Raw genomic sequence first — 19,367 nt, forward strand, 5'->3', positions numbered from 1 at the left:
ACGCATAATCACCCGCCCGCCCAGACGTCGAGCACATAGCGGTTCTGCGTCCCCATCTCCTCGATCCAGCGCGCACTGGCGGCGGCATCGCTGCCGCTCTTCTCGCGATGGATCGCAACCAGCGCCGCCTTCACGTCCGGCTCCATCTTGCTGCCGTCGCCGCAGACATAGATGATCGCGCCCTGCTCGATCAGCGGCCAGACCTTGTCCTTTTGCGCGGCCAGTACGTGCTGCACATAGGTCTTCGGTCCGTCGGCACGCGAGAACGCCGTGAACAGCTCCGTGATGCCGCTGGCCGCCAGCGCCTTCAGCTCCTCCGCGTAGAGAAAATCCTGATCCGGATGGCGGCAGCCGAAAAACAGCATGGATGGCCCGAGGCTGGCCCCCTTCGCCTTGCGCGCGGCGCGCTCCTGCAGGAAGCCGCGGAACGGCGCAAGGCCGGTGCCCGGGCCGATCATGATGATCGGCACGGATGGATCGTCCGGCAGGCGGAAGCCAGCCTTGGTCTCACGCACGGTGGCATAGACCGTGTCGCCCACGCGGCGGTTGGCCAGATAGTTCGAGCAGATTCCCTTGTAGACCCCGCGGCCGGAGGCGGCGGGACCTTCGACCACGCCGACCGTGACGCTGCAGCGCGCCGGGTCCACCGACGGCGAGGACGAGATCGAGTAATAGCGCGGCGCCAGCAGCGAGAGCATTTCCAGATAGACGTGGAACGGCAATTCGCAGGCGGGATATTCGAGCAACAGATCGAACACCGATTTGCGCCTGGCCAGGATCTCGGCGCGATAGCGCTCGAGCGGCTCCGTCTCCTCGCCGACGAAGGCCAGCAACTTCGGCTTGGTGACGGGACAGCGGGTGTGCTCCGCCATGATCTGGATCTGCTTGCGCGTCGCGACCTGCTGCAGCTCGACGAACTCGCTCAGCAGGCGCCCGACCGACACGGCATCTCCCACCGGCAATTGCGCGCGGCGGCCTTCGGCGACCTGGAGCCTGATCTGGTCCGCCGGCAGGAAGCCGAAGCGACGGGCGACCGAATCCACCAGGGTCGGATCGTTGCGCGGGACGACGCTGAGGTGATCGCCGACGCGGTAGCTGACGTTGGACGGCAGCTGCACCTCGATATGGCGCGTCGAGCGCTCCGACGGATTGGCCCCGCTCTTGTTCTGAAGCTCGTCGTTGGCGAGCACCTTCATCGCCACAGCGCCGCCCTGGGCGACGATGGTGTTGACGGCGGTCACCGCCACAGGCTCGATCGCGTAGAGCGGATCGTCCTCGGCGGTGCGGGTGAAATTCCAGTCGATGCCGAATTCCTTGGTCGCGACCTGGGCGGCGGCCGGGAACCACTTCTGGAACTGGCCGTCGAGATCGCTGCGCGCATCGCCCTCGCCACGCGGATAGACCGCACGTGCGCCGTGCTTCGACAATTGCTCGTCGATCAGGCGCGGCACCGATTGATAGGTCGCAGCCCAGTCGCTGTTGCCGCAGCCGAACACGGCATAGCGCACACCTGCAAAGGCATCCTTCGGCAGATCGTCGCCGAGCCATTTGACGAACTGCGTCGCGTTGTCGGGTGGCGCACCATTATAGGAGGCGCAGATGATGAGCACGCCACCCTCCCGCGGCAGCTTGCCGACATAATCGTCGAGCGGGCCGAGATGCACGGCAAAGCCGTTGATCTCGGCAAGGTCGGCCATGCGCGTCGCGAGCTCCTCGGCGGTGCCGAGGTTGGATCCGTACAGCACCAGCATCGGCGTGTTATGGCCGGGTCGGGCCGTCGGCTGACGCGGCGCCTTCGGCGCTGAACCGGTAGCCGCAACGGGCCCTCCATAGGCCCCCCGCTCGCGATCGGCGCGCGGACGTACCTTGATCTTGAAGCCTTCCGGCTTCATCGTCAGCGTTTCCTTCAGATGCATCTGGTAGCGCTGGTGGTCGATCAGCTTGAAGCGCTGCAGGATCATGCCGAGCGCCAGCGCGGCCTCGTGCATCGCAAAGCCGCGGCCGATGCAGGCGCGCTGGCCGTTTCCGAACGGCTTCCAGGCATTGATCGGCCGCTTCGCCTCCGCCTCGCGGCTGAAATTCTCGGGATCGAAGGCATCGGGATTCGGCCCCCAGACGGAGGGATCGCGATGCAGCGCGGTCACCAGGATCGTGGTGAAGGTGCCTTTCCGAAGCTTGTACTTGCCGTCTCCGATGGTCTCGTCGTTCAGCGGGGAGATGCCGTAGGCCGGCGCCGGCGGCCACAGTCGCAGCGCTTCTTTCAGGATCTGCGTGATGTAGGTGAGCTGCGTCACCTGCTGATAGGTCGGCTTCGCGTTGACGTCGGGACCGAAGACGCGGTCGACCTCGTCATAGGCCTTCTTGAGAATGTCCGGATGCTTGAGCAGCGCATAGAGCGTGTAGGACAACAGCCCGCTGGTGGTCTCGTGGCCCGCGATTAGGAACGTGTTGATCTGATAGCGGATGTTGACGTCGTCGAGCTGCTCGCCGGTCGAGCGATCGACGCCGGTCATCATCGCGGCCAGCATGTCCTTCTTGTCGTCGATCCCCTCCGCGCTCTTGCGCCGCTCGGCGATGATCTCGTCGACCATCTTGTTCATGAAGGCGACGTCTTCGGCCAGCGTCTTGCGCCGCTTCTGCATCCAGATCTGCTCGAACGGCAGACCGCGCGTCATCATGATGGTTTCGAGCGAGCGCACCAGCGACTCGACGAAGGGATGGTAGTCCCGCCGGTAGAACGAATTGAAGCGATAGTCGAAGCCGCACAGGCCGATCGTATCAAGCGTCAGCGCGGTCATGTCGTGGACGACATCGATCTCGTCGTCGGCGTTGAGCCGTTCCCATTTCTGGACGAGCTGCTCGGCGATGTCGACCATGCTCGAATGGTAAGACTGCATGGCGCGGTTGCCGAAGGGCTGGAGCAGGATGTTGTGCGCCTTGCTCCAGTTCGGCTCCTTGGTGTCGGCCGTGAACAGCCCGTCGCCGCCGACCGCGCGCACGCGCCGCAGCGCGCCGCGCACTGTCTTGTCGAACCGCTTCTCGTCGGAGAGCTCGTCGACGAGGTCGTGGCCTGACACGACGACGATCGGCGAGCCCATCATGTCGAGCCAGAAGATCGGGCCGAGCTCCTTGGCGAGCCGCGTCAGGTGCTGCACGGGAGCGGCCGAATCCAGCGACAGCATGTTGCCGACCACGGGCTTGGTCGGCGGATGCGGGATCGGGTCCAGACGGTTCTTGGATGACATTTAACTTCGCTTCCCCCTCTTGCCGTCATTCCGGGCGATGCGCAGCATCGAACCCGGACTGTCGAGGTTCCGGGTCTGGTCCTCTGGGTCGCCTCGCGATCCCTTCGGACCATCCCGGAACGACGGTGCCACTTACCTGGACGACCGCGTCGTCAACCAAACCGCCTTCTACGCCATTCGATCAGCTTGGCACTGACCTCTTCCGGCTTCTCCTGCTGCGTCCAATGGCCGCTATCCTTCACCAGATATTTCTCGAGATCGCCGATCAGCTTCTCCATGCCGTCGGCCGCGGACGGCGGCAGCACGGCATCGTTCTCCGCCATGATCATCAGCGAGGGCACATGGACGTTGTGATCCAGGCCCTTCGACCGCTCCCAGTTACGGGAGAAGTTGCGATACCAGTTGATACCGCCGGTGAAACCAGTTTTCGTGAAGGTGTCGACGAACACCTTCTTCTCGTCGGCCGACAGGATCGGTGCGCGCGGATCGACTTTGGCATCGTAGGCTGCGATCATTTGCGGAAACGCCAGATTGGTCTTCGACGAGGCGCCGACACCCGCGATGGGCGGCTCATCAGGCTTTGCCGGCGGGCGCGCCAGCGGTTTGCGCATGAAGGCGTCGAACGTCTGCTCGACGCGGCTGCCGAAGATCCTGTCCGGCCCGCGCGCGGGATCCTGGAACTGGACGATATACATCTGATCGCCGAAGCGCTGGCGAAACAGGGCGATGGGGTCGATCGGCGTGCGGTCCCAATGCGGGGTGTTGACGCCAACCACACCGGCGACGCGCGAAGGGTGACGCAACGGCATCTGCCAGACGACGAAGCCGCCCCAATCGTGACCGACGAAGATCGCCTCGTCGATATTGAGATGATCGAGCAGACCGACGAGATCGCCGGTCAGATGCTCCATGTCATAGTCCTCGACCGGCTCGGGCCGGTCGGTCGCGCCATAACCGCGCTGGTCCGGGGCGATCACCCGGATGCCGGCCTCGCTCAGCGCCTTGATCTGGTGACGCCAGGAGAAGGCGAGCTCGGGCCAGCCGTGACACAGCACGATCGGCGGCTTGTCGTCGGCCGGGCCCGCCTCGTAATAGCCCATGCGGATTCCGTTCGTCTGCGCGAACTGGAGCGGCGGCATTTCAATCATCACAAACTTCCTATTCCGCGGCGCCCTTGATCTCGGCCGCCGGTGGCGCGTAGGCCGCCTCCAGCGCGGCGAACTCCTCCGGCAGCATGTCGCACATCACCTGCACATGCGGAATGATGTTGGCGCCGACGATGAAGCCGAAATCGAGCTGGTCGCGGTAGCTCTGCACGGTGATGTTGAGTGCCTGCCCGTGCGTCGAGATCGACACCGGGAAGATGTGCAGCAGCTCGGCGCCCGCGGCATAGAGCGTCTGCCGCGGCCCCGGCACGTTGGACACCGTGATGTTTGCGGCCGGCGGCAGAACGTCCGAGAGGTTCGAACGGCTGTAGAGCAGCGCCAGGATCTGCACCATGATCGGTGCGCCCAGCATCGAGATGTTGGAGACCTGCGGCATCAAGGCACGCAGCGGATGCGACATCTCCTTGGATTTGGTCGACTGCGCGATGATGGCCTCGAGCCTCGCCTTGGGATCGTCGATATTGGTCGCAATCGCGCAGATCATGCCGAACACCTGGTTGTTGGCCTCGGTGTTTCCCTCCTCACGTAGCGAGATCGGCACGGCCGCCGTCAGCGATTTCGCAGGCAGCGTGCCGTATTGCAGAAGATAGCGGCGGACCACGCCGGAGGCGAGCGCCAGCACGACGTCGTTGAGCTTGCCGCCCGCCCGCTTGGCCAGCGCCTTGGAGCGCGACAGCGAGATCGACACGCCGGCAAAGCTGCGCTCCGAGGAGATGGTCTTGTTCAGCATGGTCGGCGGCGACACCATGCTGGCAAGGCTCTCGCGCGATTTCGGATCGGAGACCTTGCCCAGCACCTCGGAGACGCTCTTGACCATGGTCGGGATATTGCCCGCGAAGCGCACTGCGCTCTCGATCTGGTACATCGCGTTGTCGAACAGGATCGAGCCGATGTCGCTCTTGCCGGTGCGCGGCAGTTGCAGGTTCTGGGCGGCCTTGCCGGCATCGAGGGGCTGGTTGAACAGCTGCTGGTAGGAATCCAGCAGGTTCGCCGCGATGTCGCGCGGCTCCTGCCCAGGCTTGCTTCCGGCCGTCGGCGGCTCGACCTGCCGCGGGATCGGCGAGATATCGTAGATCATGTTGGTCAGCGCCGCGCCGGCGCCGCCGTCGATCGCGGCATGGTGCATCTTGGAATAGAGCCCGACCTCGTTGTCCTTCATGCCCTCGAATACGTAGAACTCCCAGAGCGGGCGGGCACGGTTCAAGAGCTTGGCATGCATCCAGCCGACGATGCGCTCGAGCGTGGCGCGGTCGCGTGGTTGCGGCAGGCTGGCGCGGAAGATGTGACGATCGATGTCGAACTGATCGTCCTCGACCCAGGAGGGATGGTCGATGTCGAGCGGCGCCTTCTCCAGTCGCGCCTTCAGGATCGGCGCGATGTGCAGGCGCGAGACGATCATCGCCTTGAAGTCTTCGAAGAAGTCGCCCTTGTAGTCGTCGGGCAGGCGAAAGATCGCCATGCTCCCGACATGCATCGGCATCTCAGGCGTTTCCAGATAGAGAAACGACGCGTCCAGCGACGACAGCTTCTTACCGTCAGCCATAGTTCCCTCCCGCAAGATTTGACGGGCGCCTTTGGCCGGCGCTTCTCGTCAGGCCGATATTGCCTGTTCCGGCGGGGCATATGCAATGGCAAACGGCCCTGCCCGGTCAAATGGCGAGAATTCCCCCTCCGGCTGGGCCAGACGATCGGCCACGGCCCACAGCGCCGCGGGATTGACCCCGAGGCCGATATGGCTCGCCAGGTGCACCTCGATGTTCTCGGCACGGTCGGAGGGACGCAGCAAGCAGGTCCGCCAGTTCACCACACCGTCGGCACGCGAATAGATCGAGGTTGTCGGCACGGGCAGATCGCCGGCGATCGCCTCGCGCGCTTCCGCAAGATCCTCGACCCGCTCACCGGATAGCGCTTCGTAGAGCCGCGTGGCGTTGGTCGCCCGCACGTCATTGGCAAAGGGGCTGCCGAGCGTGACGACGTAGCGGACCATGTCGGGTGCCCACAGCGCGAGATCGCGGGCATAGACGCCGCCGAGACTCCATCCGACCAGGCTGACCTTGCGTCCGCTCGCAGCATGAATCTCGGTGAGACGGGCACGCAAAGCGTCCCGCATCCGGCCGAGACCGCCGAGATTGCGGCCCATCCGCCAGGCCTGTGCCTCATAGCCGAGCTCGCTGAGATAGCGCCGCATCGGCACCATTGAGAGGTCGCTGGCCAGAAAGCCCGGCAGTGCAAGCACCGGATGGCCGTCGCCCCTCGGCGCCCGCATCAGGATCGGCGACAGCAGCAGGCTCGCATTGAGCTCGAACAGGCCGCGGGCTTCGGCGAGCAACAGACCGAGACCCGGCGGACGAAGCCGGCCTCTCTCCTGCCCCTCCTCCTGCCCGGGCGACACTATTTCTTCTTGTCGCTGCTGCGCGTGCCGCCGAGGCCCGCCATCGTGACGAACATGTCCTGAAACCGCTCGGCGATCTTCGGATCGAACGTGAACCAGCTCTGGATCAGCGATTCCGGCGAGACCTTCTCGATGTTGCTGAGCACCTGCTGCTGCAACTTGTCCATCACCGCCGTTTGCATCGGCCCGACGTCGGGCAGACCGAAGAACTGGCGGGCCTCGAGGGGGGTGCAGTCGATTTCGATGTTAACTTTCATGTCCCCTCCAGATGAGATTCGAGCGGCTTGGCGGGAGTATCGCCGCGACACGGTGTGCAACGCAAGCGACCTGAGGCGGACGGCAAGGCGCCGGCTTCCGCAATCCAGGGGTATGGTCAATCAACCCCCTTAGCGCCGTCCCGCGGCAGAGGCGTCACCGCACTGCCCCGGGGAATGCACAGGTCGAAAGTCGAATATCTCCCACGGGCCTCCACCCCAAATCGCTGGCCAGCATTGCTGCACAGCGGTGCAACTTGGCGCGTTCCTTGCTGGAATGGCGCTTGCACCGGTCGAGAACTCTGGGCAACATGGATTAATCGGCCGGCCGAACAATCAAAAACCACCGGCACGGCGGCGTGGAGAGGGTCAAGAATGTCTGTATGTCGAAGTCTGTTTGCGGCGACGCTCGCCGGTGCATTTGCGTTGACGGTCTCGCCGGCAACCAGCCAGACGCTACGCTATGCCAACCAGGGCGACCTGAAGTCCCTTGATCCCTACACGCTCAACGAGAGCACGACACACGCCCATCTCGGTCACGTCTATCAAGGCCTCACCGCGCGCGACAAGGAGCTCAAGATCATTCCGGCGCTGGCGGAGAGCTGGGAAACCCCCGAGCCGACCCGCTGGCGCTTTCATTTGCGCAAGGGCGTGAAATTCCACAACGGCGACCCCTTCACCGCCGACGACGTCGTGTTCTCCGCCGATCGCGTCCGCAAGAAGGGGTCCAATATGCAGACCCGCCTTGCGCCCGACGTCAAGGTCGTCAAGGTCGACGACTACACCGTCGATTTCGTCCTGCCTTCGCCCAATCCCATCCTGCATAATTCGTGGGATGTCTGGTACATCATGGACAAGAAATGGGCCGAGGAGAACAACGTCGTCGATCCGACGCCGGTGGCGGCGACCACGCCGAGCTACGCCTCGCTGCACGAGAACGGCACTGGCCCCTTCATCATCGAAAGCCATCAGCCCGGCGTGAAGACGGTCTTCAAGGCCAACCCCAATTACTGGGGCAAGATGGAAGGTAATCTGAAGGAGATCATCTTCACCCCGATCTCCTCCGACGCCACCCGTGTCGCCGCGCTGCTCTCCGGCGAGGTCGACGTCATCGAGCCGGTGCCGATCCAGGACATCTCCCGCGTCGATTCCAGCCCGAACGCCCAAGTACTGAAGGGGCCGGAGCTGCGCACGATCTTCATCGGCTTCGACCAGACGCGCGATGAGCTGCTCTACTCCAACATCAAGGGCAAGAACCCGTTCAAGGACGCTCGTGTCCGCGAAGCCTTCTACAAGGCGATCGACATCGAGCTGATCAAGACGCGCGTGATGCGCGGGTTGTCAACGCCGTCAGCCCTGATGATCGCGCCCGAGCTGTTCGTGCTGTCCAAGGAGTTCACGCGGCCGAAATTCGATCCTGACGGCGCCAAGAAGCTCCTGACCGAGGCCGGTTACCCCGATGGCTTCGAGGTCACGATGGATTGCCCGAACGATCGCTACGTCAACGACGCCGCAATCTGCCAGGCCGTCGTCGGCATGCTCGCCCGCATTGGCGTCAAGATCAACCTTTTGGCGCAGCCGAAGGCGCAGTACTTCGCCAAGGTGCTCAAGCAGGGCGGCTATCAGACCTCGTTCTACCTGCTGGGCTGGACGCCGAGCACGATGGACTCGCACAACGTGCTCTACGACATCATGGGCTGCCGCGACGATGCGAAATCCTCGCGCGGCGAGGCCAACCTCGGCGGCTATTGCAACAAGGAGTTCGACGCCATCACCGACAAGGTGCTGGTCGAAACCGACACCGCCAAGCGCAACCAGCTGATCAAGCAGGCCTACGAAATCAGCATCAAGGACTGGGCCTACATTCCGCTGCACCAGCAGGCGCTGGCCTGGGGCGTATCGAAAAAGGTCAACCTGCCGCAGCGCGCCGACAATCTGGTGATGTTCCACTGGGCGACCAAGAAGGAATAGAAGTCGATTGATCACAAGGTCCCGGCAGCGCGAGGCTTCCGGGACCTTTCCTTTTTCCGGCTGACAAAGTCGTCGGCCGCAGGCTCACAAGGACAGTGGAAGGCATGCTCGCTTTCACTCTTCGCCGCGCCCTTCAGGCCATCGGCGTCATGTTCGCCGTCGGCATCATCGCCTTCTCGATGTTCCGTTTCGCCGGCGATCCCGTCAACCAGATCGTCTCGATCGACACGTCGGCGGCCGAACGCGAAATCGTGCGCAAATCGCTCGGCCTCGACGACCCCGTGCCGGTGCAGTTCGTACGCTATTTCGCCGATGCCGCGCAGTTCAAGTTCGGCGTCTCCTATCAGTTCCGCCAGCCGGTCTCAACGCTGTTGATGGAGCGTATGCCCGCCACGCTGGAACTTGCGATCTGCGCCACCGTCTTTGCCATGGTGTTCGGCATTCTGATGGGCGTCTATTCGGCGCTCAGGCGCGATACCATGTTGGCCAAACTATTGCAGGCGGTTTCGTTGATAGGCATCTCGTTGCCGACTTTCCTCATCGGCATTCTGCTGATCTATCTGTTTGCGGTGACGTTGGGCTGGTTGCCCTCGTTCGGCCGCGGCGAGGTGGTCAAGCTCGGTTGGTGGAGCACGGGCCTGCTCACGCTGTCGGGACTGAAGGCCTTGATCATGCCCTCGATCACCCTCGGCCTGTTCCAGATGACCTTGATCATGCGGCTGGTGCGCGCGGAGATGCTGGAAGTGCTGCGGACCGACTACATCCGCTTTGCCCGCGCCCGGGGCCTCACCACCCGCGCCATCCATTTCGGCCACGCGCTGAAGAACACGCTGATTCCCGTGATCACGGTGGCCGGGCTCCAGTTTGGCTCGGTTATTGCATTTTCCATCATCACCGAGACCGTGTTCCAATGGCCGGGCATGGGGCTGCTCTTCGTGCAAGCCGTGCAAAACGTCGACATCCCGATCATGGCCGCCTATCTGCTGATGGTTTCGCTGATATTCGTCACCATCAATCTGGTGGTCGACATCCTCTACACCGTGGTCGACCCGCGCCTGCGCGCGACGGTCGGCCGCGCCACATAAGGCAATCCTGCATGTCCGACGCAGTCGCCTCCAGTCCCGACAAGCCGAGCGCACCGCCTGCGCATGCCGGCCGCAGCTGGCTGAGCCGCGCGCTCGACAGCGACATCTTCTATTCGTTCCGCCGCTCCAAGCTGACCATGGTGGCGGCGGCCATCACCGTGCTGTTCTTCCTGCTCGCGATCTTTGCATCCGCGCTCGCGGTTCAGAATCCGTTCGATCCGGCGCAGCTCCAGTTGATGAACTCGCGCATCTCGCCGCTCTGGACCGCCGACGGCCAGAGCCCGTTCCTGCTCGGCACCGACGAGCAGGGCCGCGACGTGTTCTCGGCCATCCTCTACGGGATGCGCATCTCGCTTGCCGTCGGCGTCGCCGGCGTGATCTTCGCGGGTGCGCTCGGCATCGCACTCGGCCTGATCGCCGGCTATTTCGGCGGTGCGGTCGATGGCGTGATCATGCGGATCGCGGACGTGCAGCTCACCTTCCCCGCCATTCTGATCGCGCTGCTCGTCAACGGCATCGCCAAATCGATCTTCGGCAACCGGCTGGATGCCACCAGCATGCTGGTGGTGCTGGTGATCTCGATCGGCCTGAGTTTCTGGGTGGGGTATGCCCGGACGGTGCGCGGCTCCGTGATGGTCGAGAAGAACAAGGACTACGTGGCGGCCGCGCAGCTGATCGGCCTGCCGGCGCCGAAGATCATGCTGCGGCACGTGCTGCCCAACACGATGGGTCCGATCCTGGTCATCGCCACCATCAACCTGGCGCTCGCCATCATCACCGAGGCGACATTGTCCTTCCTCGGCGTCGGCCTGCCCGACACGATGCCCTCGCTCGGCACGCTGATCCGCATCGGCAATAACTACCTGTTCGCCGGCGAATGGTGGATCGTCGCCTTCCCGGGCCTCGCGCTGGCCGGGCTGATTCTGTCGATCAATCTGCTCGGCGACTGGTTGCGCGACGCGCTCAATCCGAAACTCCGATGAGCAACACTTTGATGAGCAATCCTTCGATGAGCAATCCTTCGATGAGTACGCCTCGCTCATGACCGAACCCATTCTCTCCGTGCGTAACCTTCAGGTGGAGTTCGCCTCCCGCCGCGGCACGCTGCGCGCCATCGACGGCGTCTCCTTCGACATCGCCAAGGGCGAGGTGCTGGGCGTGGTCGGCGAATCCGGCGCCGGCAAGTCCGTCACGGGCCTTGCCGTGATCGGCCTGATCGATCCGCCCGGCCGCATCGCCGGCGGCGAGATTCGCCTTGCCGGCCAGCGCATCGACAATCTGCCGCCGGAGGAGATGCGGCGCATCCGTGGCAAGCGGATCGGCATGATCTTCCAGGATCCCCTCACCTCACTCAATCCGCTCTACCGGGTCGGCGACCAGATCGTCGAGACGATCAGGACTCACCTCAACCTGTCCGAATCCGCCGCGCGCCGCCGCGCCATCGACCTGCTCGCCGAGGTCGGTATTCCCGCGCCGGACAAGCGCATCGACGGCTATCCGCACGAATTCTCCGGCGGCATGCGCCAGCGCGTCGTGATCGCGCTCGCGATCTGCGCCGAGCCCGAACTGATCATCGCCGACGAGCCGACCACCGCGCTCGACGTCTCCGTGCAGGCGCAGATCATCTCGCTGATCAAGCGGCTCGGCCGCGACCACGGCACCGCTGTGATGCTGGTGACGCACGACATGGGCGTGATCGCGGAGACCTCGGACCGCGTCGCGGTGATGTATGCCGGCCGTGTCGCCGAGATCGGTCCGGTCCAGGATGTCGTGCGAAATCCGCTGCACCCTTACGCCAAGGGCCTGATGGGCGCGATCCCGACGCTGGCCGGCGACGACAAGCGCCTGCAGCAGATTCCCGGATCTATGCCGCGCCTCTCGGCGATCCCGCGCGGCTGCTCCTTCAATCCGCGCTGCGCCTTCGCGTTCGACCGCTGCCGGGTCGAGCGGCCGGAGCCGTTGCCGCGGGGCGCGCAATCGGTCGCCTGCCATCTCTATGACAGCGTGCCGGCGGAGAGCGCGGCATGAGCACTCCCTTCGTCCAGGCGACAAATTTGCGCCGGGTGTTCGACGTCTCAAAACCCTGGCTCAACCGCGTGCTCGAAGGCGGCCACCTCGAATTTCTGAAGGCGGTCGATCACGTCACCTTCGACATCAGGAAGGGCGAGACGTTTGCGCTGGTCGGCGAGTCCGGCTCGGGCAAGACAACGGTCGCTCGGATGGTCGTCGGCCTCTTGCCGCCGAGCGCGGGCGACGTGCTGATCGACGGCGTCTCGATGACCGATCCGCGGCAGGCGCCTGCGCGCCGCAAGCTGCGCCGCCGCATCCAGATGATCTTCCAGGATCCCTATGCCAGCCTGAACCCGCGCTTCCGCGTCGACGCCATCATCTCCGAGCCGATCCGCGCGTTCGACCTGATCCAGGGCGAGCGCGACATCCAGGCCCGCGTCGGCGAATTGCTCACCCTGGTCGGCCTGCATCCCGACGACCGGCTGAAATTTCCACACGAATTCTCCGGCGGCCAGCGCCAGCGCATCGCGATTGCCAGGGCGCTCGCCTCGGATGCCGAGTTCATCGTCTGCGACGAGCCGACCTCGGCGCTCGACGTCTCGGTGCAGGCGCAGATCCTCAACCTGATGCGCGACCTCCAGGACAAGTTCGGCCTGACCTACATGTTCATCAGCCACAACCTCGCCGTGGTCCGCCACATGGCGAGCCGCGTCGGCGTGATGTATCTCGGCCGCATCGTCGAGATCGCGGAGGGACGCGAGCTGTTCGCCAATCCTCGCATGCCCTACACCAAAATGCTGCTGGGCGCCGTGCCTGACCTTGCCATGAGCGGCCGCCAGCGCATTCCGGTGAAGGGCGAAATCCCGAACCCGATCAATCCGCCCCCCGGCTGCGCCTTCAATCCGCGCTGCCCGCTGGCGTTCGATCTCTGCCGCAAGGAAACGCCGGAACTGATCAACGGCGTCGCCTGCCACGCTGTTAACACCGCGCCGGTCCCAGCGTGACGCGCGCGTGCCATGCGGCCTGCGCATTTGGCATCCCAGCATCGGCTGTGATCAATTGCGCGCGCCGCAAATGAGGTAGCCCATGGCCAGCAACGTCAATCCCGATCCGTTCACGACACGCCCCGAAATCGAGGGCACCTTCGGGGTCGTCGCCACCACGCACTGGATCGCGACAGCCGTCGGCATGGCCATCCTGGAAAAGGGCGGCAACGCCTTCGACGCCGGCGTCGCCACCGCCTTCACGCTGCAGGTGGTTGAGCCGCATCTGAACGGCCCCGGCGGCGACGTGCCCGTCATCGTGCACGACGTGAAACGCGGCCGCACCGAAGTGATCTGCGGCCAGGGCCCGGCCCCGGCGCGTGCCACGATCGCGCATTACAAGAGCGAGGGCCTCGACATGGTGCCGGGCACCGGCCTGCTCGCCGCCTGCGTCCCCGGCACCTTCGAATCCTGGATGATGCTGCTGCGCGACTACGGCACGATGCGCGTGCGCGACGTGCTGGAGCCCGCGATCTCCTACGCCCGCGATGGCTATCCGCTCGTGGAGCGCGCATGCGCCACCATCCAGACCGTCGAGCAATTGTTCCGCAAGCACTGGCCAACCTCCGCCGCGGTATACTTGCCGAACGGCGAGGTGCCGAAGCCCGGCACGCTCTTCACCAACAAGACGCTGGCCGCAACCTACGCGCGGATCCTGAGCGAAGCCGAAAGCGGCGGCGGTGGCCGCGATGCCGAGATCGAACGGGCGCGCAAGGCCTGGTCGCAGGGTTTCGTCGCCGAGGCCATCGACAAGTTCTGCCGCACGCAAGAAGTGATGGACGTCAGCGGCTCGCCACATCGCGGCGTGTTGTCCGCCGACGACATGGCGCGCTGGCAGCCGACGATCGAAGCGCCGCTCACCTACGATTATGGCCGCTACACCGTTTGCAAGGCCGGCGTCTGGAGCCAGGGTCCGGTCACCCTGCAGCAGCTCGCACTGCTGAAGGGCTTTGCCCTCGACGGCCTGGATCCGACCGGGCCCGAGTTCATCCATCTCCAGATCGAATGCGCAAAACTCGCCTTTGCCGATCGCGAAAAATTCTACGGCGATCCGAAATTCAGCGAGATCCCGATCGCGACGCTGCTATCGGATGCCTATAATGACGAACGCCGCAAGCTCGTCACCGAGAAGGCTTCGCTCGATCTGCGGCCCGGGGCGGTCGAGGGCCTTGGCGGCGTGGTCAAGCTGCGCCGCGCTGAAGGCCAACGCGAAGCCGTTGGTGCTTTAGGCGCCGGTGAACCGACCGTGGGGCGCTTCGGCGAGGTGCGCGGCGACACCGTGCATTTCGACATCATCGACAAGGCCGGCAACATGGTGTCCTCGACGCCTTCAGGGGGCTGGCTGCAATCCTCGCCCGTCATTCCCGAACTCGGTTTCTGCCTCGGCAGCCGCGCACAAATGTTCGATCTGGAGGAGAACCAACCTAGTTCGCTCGCGCCGGGCAAGCGCCCGCGCACCACGCTGTCGCCGAGCATGGCGCTGCGGGATGGCGAGCCCTATCTCGCCTGGGGCTCGCCCGGCGGCGACCAGCAGGATCAGTGGATCACCCAATTCTTCCTGCGCCACGTCCATTGCAATCTCAATCTGCAGGAAGCCATCGACGCGCCGGCCTGGCATTCCGAGCATTTCCCGATCTCGTTCTGGCCGCGCACCGCGCGTCCCGGCGTGCTCGTGGTCGAGAACCGTGTGCCGAAGGCGACGATCGAAAACCTTCGCGAGCGCGGGCATATCGTCGAGGTCGGCCCCGACTGGTCCGAAGGCCGCCTCACCGCGGCCTCGCGTGTCGGCGTCCGCCGGCGCGCCGCCGCCAATCCGCGCGGCATGCAGGGTTACGCCGCGGGACGCTGATAGGCAGCACATGACCTGGTCGATCATCGCGAAAGATCCTGCCACCGGCCAGTTCGGCATCGCCGTCGCGACCCGGTTCTTCGCCGTCGGCGCGCGCGTGCCGTATATTGAGGCCGGCCTCGGCGCCATCGCGACGCAGGCCTTCGTCAATCCCTATTACGGCATCGACGGCGTCAAGCTCCTGCGCGAGGGCCTCAACGCTCACGACGTGCTCGCCGCCCTGCTCGCGGCGGACGACGGCCGCGAGAGCCGGCAGGTCCACATCATGGATGCGAGCGGCGAGGTCGCTGCACATACCGGGCGCGACTGCGTCGACTGGTGCGGTCACACCGCGGGCAGCGGCTTCTCGATCGCCGGCAACATGCTCGCGGGCGCCGACGTACTTGCCGAGACGGCAAAGACCTACCTCGCCAACGACAGCCTGCCCTTCCCGCGCCGCCTGCTCGCGGCGATGCGCGCAGGAGAAGCTGCCGGCGGCGACAAACGCGGCAAGCAGTCCGCGGCGCTGCTGATCCACGGCGAGGAGGAATGGCCGGCGCTGGACATACGCGCCGACGATCATCCCGATCCACTCGGCGAGCTCGAACGGCTCGAAGCGGTCAGCCATGAGCTGTGGGTGCACTTTCGGCCCTCGATGCCGACGCGGCAGAACCCGGCCGGCAACACCGATCGCAGCGTCATCGACGCCAGCATCCAAGCAGCGCGCGCAAGGCGATCATGAGCGCGAGCCCCCTCATCGAGATCACCGAGCTGCGCATCCGCTTCCATGGCGACGACGGCCGCGTCACCCATGCCGTCGACAGCGTCGATCTCAGCGTCGCCAACGGGGCGACGCTGGGCCTCGTCGGTGAATCCGGCTGCGGCAAGAGCGTGACGTCGCTGGCGATCATGGGGCTGTTGCCGAAACAAAGCGCGGAAATATCAGGCGCGATCCGCTTCGACGGCATCGACCTCCTGCGGACGCCGGACCAGACCCTGCGCGACCTGCGCGGCAACCGGCTCGCGATGATCTTCCAGGAGCCGATGACCTCGCTCAATCCGAGCTTCACCATCGGCGACCAGATCATCGAGACCATTTTGCGTCACCGCGGCGGTTCGCGGAAGAGCGCGCGCGAGCGGGCCGTCGAACTGTTGCGCCGCGTCCACATCCCCTCGCCGGAGCGGCGGATCGACGAATATCCGCACAAGCTCTCCGGCGGCATGCGCCAGCGCGTGATGATCGCGATGGCGCTGGCCTGCGATCCGCGCCTCCTGATCGCCGACGAGCCGACCACCGCGCTCGACGTCACCCTGCAGGCCCAGATCCTGGAACTGATGCGCGAGCTGAAGGCCGCGAGCGGCGCCGCCATCATCCTGATCACCCACGATCTCGGCGTCGTCGCCGAAGTCTGCGACGAGGTCGCGGTGATGTATGCCGGCGAGATCGTCGAGCGCGCCGCCGTCGATGAGCTGTTCTCCGCGCCGCAGCACCCCTACACCGTCGGCCTGCTCGGCTCGATCCCACGGCTCGACCATCGCGCCGAGCAGCTCGCCACGATCCAAGGCATGGTGCCGAACATGGCGCAGCCGCCGGCCGGCTGCCGCTTCGCCGCGCGCTGCCCGTTCGTGCTGGAGGCCTGCACCAAGGCGCCGCCGCCCTTGATCGAAGTCAGTCCCGGCCACCTCTCGCGCTGCATCCGCGCGCCGCTCGAACGCCTGGTGTCGTGATGGCGCTGCTCGAGGTGACCGGCCTGGTCAAGCATTTCGTCGCCCAGCGCTCGCTGTTCGGCCGGCCGCTGGCGCACGTCAAGGCGGTCGATGGCGTGTCCTTCTCGCTCGATGCCGGAAAGACGCTGGCCCTGGTCGGCGAATCCGGTTGCGGCAAATCCACCGTCAGCCGCCTCGTGCTGCGGCTGATCGAGCCGGATGCAGGCACTGTGCGCTTCAATGGCCGCGACCTGCTCGCGCTGGATGCCGACGGCTTGCGAAGATTCCGTCGCGAGGCGCAGATCATCTTTCAGGATCCCTACGCCTCGCTCAATCCGCGCATGACCGTCGGCCAGATCCTGACCGAGCCGCTGGCGCTGCACGATCTCGTGCCGCCGGCACAGCGGCGCGAGCGCGTCGCGGAGATCCTGCGGCTGGTCGGGTTGGAACCAAGACTGGCGCGGCGTTATCCGCACGAATTCTCCGGCGGCCAGCGCCAGCGCATCGCCATCGCCCGCGCGCTCGCGGTCGAGCCGAAGCTGATCATCTGCGACGAGCCGGTCTCGGCGCTCGACGTCTCGATCCGCTCGCAGATCCTCAACCTGTTGCGCGAGCTGCAGGACCGGCTCGGTCTCGCCTACATCTTCGTCTCGCACGACCTCGCCGTGGTCAAGCACATCGCCGACCACGTGGCGGTGATGAATCTCGGCCAGATCGTCGAGACCGCGGAAGCCGACGCGCTGTTCGCATCGCCGCGCCATCCCTATAGCCGGGCGCTGCTGTCCGCGATCCCGCTGCCGCAACCGAAGGCGAAACGAGCGACGGTCCTGCTGCAGGGCGAGATCCCGAGCGCGCTCAATCCGCCCGCGGGCTGCCGCTTTCACACCCGCTGCCCCTTCGTGATCGAGCGCTGCCGCAGCGAAGCGCCGAAGCTCTTGGCCGACGGCACCGGCCATGCCACCGCCTGCCATCGCATCGCGGAGCTGCCGCCCGCCGACGCCATCCTGCCGGCCGCCGGCGGGTTTTCGCCAACTCTTGCAAAATTGGTCGCGGCCTTCAGCCAAAAGACGGAAGGCGGAAGCCTCGCCGGGGTTGGTATACAAGGCGCCGCGTCCACAACGACATAGCCGAAGCAATGGGGATTGACCGATGAAGATGTTTCGCCTGGCCGCAACGGCCGCCGCCATCCTGTTGTCGATCGGAGCCGCGCAGGCCCAGAGTACGTTGCGCATCGGCCTCGCGGAGGACCCGGATATCCTCGATCCCACGATGGCGCGAACCTATGTCGGCCGCATCGTGTTCTCCGCCTTCTGCGACAAGCTGTTCGACATCGACGAGAAGCTCAACATCGTGCCGCAGCTCGCGCTATCGAGCGAGACCGCCAACGACGGCAAGGCGCTGGTCATCAAGCTCCGGCCCGGCGTGAAATTCCACGACGGCGAGCCGTTCGACGCGGAAGCCGCAAAGTTCTCGCTGGAGCGGCATCTGACCTTCCCCGGCTCGTTCCGCAAACCGGAGCTGGCCTCGGTCGATCATATCGAGGTCGTCGATCCCCTCACAATCAAGCTGGTGCTGAAGTCGCCGTTCTCGCCGCTCTTAGCCCAGCTCACCGACCGCGCCGGGATGATGGTGTCGCCGAAGGCGGCGAAGGAAGCCGGCGACAAGTTCGGCCTGCGCCCGGTCTGCGCCGGCCCCTACAAATTCATCGAGCGGGTGCAGCAGGACCGCATCGTGTTCGAGAAGTTCGCGGACTACTGGAACAAGGACAATATCTTCATCGACAAGATCGTGTTTCAGCCGATCGTCGATGCCACCGTGCGGCTCGCGAACCTGAAGTCCGGCGGGCTCGACCTGATCGAGCGTGTACTCGCCACCGATCTGAAGGACGTGCGCGCGGATTCGCGGCTGAAGGTCGCGACCGCCATCGAGCTCGGCTATCAGGGCATCACGCTCAACATCGGCAAGGACAAGGCCAAGGGACCGCTCAGCCAGTCCGCCAAGGTGCGGCAGGCACTCGACCTGGCCATCGACCGCGAGGCGCTCAACCAGGTCGTGTTCAACGGAGAGTTCCAGGTCGGCAATCAATGGGTCAATCCAGACCATCCCTACTATCAGAAATCGCTCCCGGTCCGTCCGCGCAACGTCGAGAAGGCCAAGGCGCTGCTGAAGGAAGCCGGTGTGACGCCGCCGGTGAGCGTCGACTTCCTGGTGCCGAAGGGCGCGGAGACCGAGACGCCGGCGCAGGTGATCCAGTCGATGGCGGCGGAAGCCGGGTTCGACATGAAGATCCGCCTCACCGAGTTCGCAACCGGACTGAAGCAGGCCGAGGCCGGCGACTACCAGGCCTACATGCTCGCCTGGAGCGGCCGCGTCGACCCCGACGGCAACACCTTCGTGTTCCTGCATAGCGGCGCGCCGCAGAACTACGGCGCGTGGAACAATCCGCAGGCCGACAAGGCGTTGGAAGATGCCCGGCTGGTGACCGACCCCGCCAAGCGCAAGGCCAGCTATGAGATGCTCGCCAAGCTCGTACAGGACGAAGAGCCGCTCCTCTACCTCTACCACCGCCGCATCATCATCGCGCACACGACCAAACTCGAAGGCTACAAGCAGATGCCCGACGGCCTCGTGCGCGTGGTCGGCCTCAAGCTGAAGTGACGACGAGA

Annotated in this window: 15 protein-coding genes; 10 read left to right on the forward strand and 5 right to left on the reverse strand. The window is 65.1% G+C overall.

Going from position 1 to position 19,367, the window contains the following annotated elements:
- Positions 1 to 8: 8 nt before the first annotated feature.
- The 5 genes from RPS27_RS35765 to RPS27_RS35785 form a co-directional block, all read right to left on the reverse strand.
- The gene (locus RPS27_RS35765; RefSeq protein ID WP_212065322.1) at positions 9 to 3,245 is read right to left on the reverse strand and encodes a bifunctional cytochrome P450/NADPH--P450 reductase; all 3,237 of its coding nucleotides are present in this window, start codon (positions 3,243 to 3,245) and stop codon (positions 9 to 11) included.
- Between the two features lie 152 nt (positions 3,246 to 3,397).
- On the reverse strand, positions 3,398 to 4,393 hold the full coding sequence (locus RPS27_RS35770; RefSeq protein ID WP_212065323.1) for an alpha/beta fold hydrolase: 996 nt from the start codon (positions 4,391 to 4,393) through the stop codon (positions 3,398 to 3,400).
- A 10-nt stretch (positions 4,394 to 4,403) separates the two neighbouring features.
- The gene (locus tag RPS27_RS35775) at positions 4,404 to 5,954 is read right to left on the reverse strand and encodes a wax ester/triacylglycerol synthase family O-acyltransferase (RefSeq protein WP_211417799.1); all 1,551 of its coding nucleotides are present in this window, start codon (positions 5,952 to 5,954) and stop codon (positions 4,404 to 4,406) included.
- 48 nt (positions 5,955 to 6,002) lie between these two features.
- Positions 6,003 to 6,803 (reverse strand): esterase/lipase family protein, encoded by an 801-nt coding sequence (locus RPS27_RS35780; RefSeq protein WP_194406974.1) that lies wholly within the window; start codon positions 6,801 to 6,803, stop codon positions 6,003 to 6,005.
- On the reverse strand, positions 6,803 to 7,060 hold the full coding sequence (locus RPS27_RS35785) for a DUF6489 family protein (protein ID WP_028135213.1): 258 nt from the start codon (positions 7,058 to 7,060) through the stop codon (positions 6,803 to 6,805). The genes RPS27_RS35780 and RPS27_RS35785 overlap by 1 nt, the downstream gene beginning before the upstream one ends.
- Positions 7,061 to 7,432: 372 nt before the next feature.
- Between RPS27_RS35785 and RPS27_RS35790 the strand changes: the two genes are divergently transcribed.
- From RPS27_RS35790 to RPS27_RS35835, 10 genes are all read left to right on the forward strand, one after another.
- The gene (locus RPS27_RS35790) at positions 7,433 to 9,028 is read left to right on the forward strand and encodes an ABC transporter substrate-binding protein (RefSeq protein ID WP_194406973.1); all 1,596 of its coding nucleotides are present in this window, start codon (positions 7,433 to 7,435) and stop codon (positions 9,026 to 9,028) included.
- Between the two features lie 104 nt (positions 9,029 to 9,132).
- A complete protein-coding gene (locus RPS27_RS35795) occupies positions 9,133 to 10,113 on the forward strand; it encodes an ABC transporter permease (RefSeq protein ID WP_211417801.1) in 981 nt (326 codons plus the stop codon).
- An 11-nt stretch (positions 10,114 to 10,124) separates the two neighbouring features.
- Entirely contained in the window at positions 10,125 to 11,096 is a 972-nt protein-coding gene (locus RPS27_RS35800) for an ABC transporter permease (RefSeq protein ID WP_212065324.1), read from the forward strand.
- Positions 11,097 to 11,154: 58 nt separating this feature from the next.
- Positions 11,155 to 12,141 carry an ABC transporter ATP-binding protein gene (locus tag RPS27_RS35805; RefSeq protein WP_194406970.1) on the forward strand — a complete coding sequence of 329 codons (987 nt, stop codon included), beginning with the start codon at positions 11,155 to 11,157 and terminating at the stop codon, positions 12,139 to 12,141.
- Positions 12,138 to 13,127 carry an ABC transporter ATP-binding protein gene (locus tag RPS27_RS35810; RefSeq protein ID WP_194406969.1) on the forward strand — a complete coding sequence of 330 codons (990 nt, stop codon included), beginning with the start codon at positions 12,138 to 12,140 and terminating at the stop codon, positions 13,125 to 13,127. Before RPS27_RS35805 ends, RPS27_RS35810 begins: the two co-directional genes overlap by 4 nt.
- Before the next feature lie 82 nt (positions 13,128 to 13,209).
- Positions 13,210 to 15,015: a gamma-glutamyltransferase family protein gene (locus RPS27_RS35815; protein WP_212065325.1), complete on the forward strand. Its 1,806-nt coding sequence runs from the start codon at positions 13,210 to 13,212 to the stop codon at positions 15,013 to 15,015.
- Between the two features lie 10 nt (positions 15,016 to 15,025).
- Positions 15,026 to 15,736: a DUF1028 domain-containing protein gene (locus RPS27_RS35820; protein ID WP_211417805.1), complete on the forward strand. Its 711-nt coding sequence runs from the start codon at positions 15,026 to 15,028 to the stop codon at positions 15,734 to 15,736.
- Complete coding sequence (locus tag RPS27_RS35825) at positions 15,733 to 16,722, forward strand: ABC transporter ATP-binding protein (protein ID WP_212065326.1); 990 nt, start codon at positions 15,733 to 15,735, stop codon at positions 16,720 to 16,722. The genes RPS27_RS35820 and RPS27_RS35825 overlap by 4 nt, the downstream gene beginning before the upstream one ends.
- Complete coding sequence (locus RPS27_RS35830) at positions 16,722 to 17,828, forward strand: ABC transporter ATP-binding protein (RefSeq protein WP_212065327.1); 1,107 nt, start codon at positions 16,722 to 16,724, stop codon at positions 17,826 to 17,828. Before RPS27_RS35825 ends, RPS27_RS35830 begins: the two co-directional genes overlap by 1 nt.
- A 22-nt stretch (positions 17,829 to 17,850) precedes the next feature.
- A complete protein-coding gene (locus RPS27_RS35835) occupies positions 17,851 to 19,359 on the forward strand; it encodes an ABC transporter substrate-binding protein (protein ID WP_212065328.1) in 1,509 nt (502 codons plus the stop codon).
- Positions 19,360 to 19,367 lie beyond the last annotated feature (8 nt).

It is taken from the genome of Bradyrhizobium sp. WYCCWR 12699, from assembly GCF_032144035.1.
Lineage (GTDB): Bacteria > Pseudomonadota > Alphaproteobacteria > Rhizobiales > Xanthobacteraceae > Bradyrhizobium.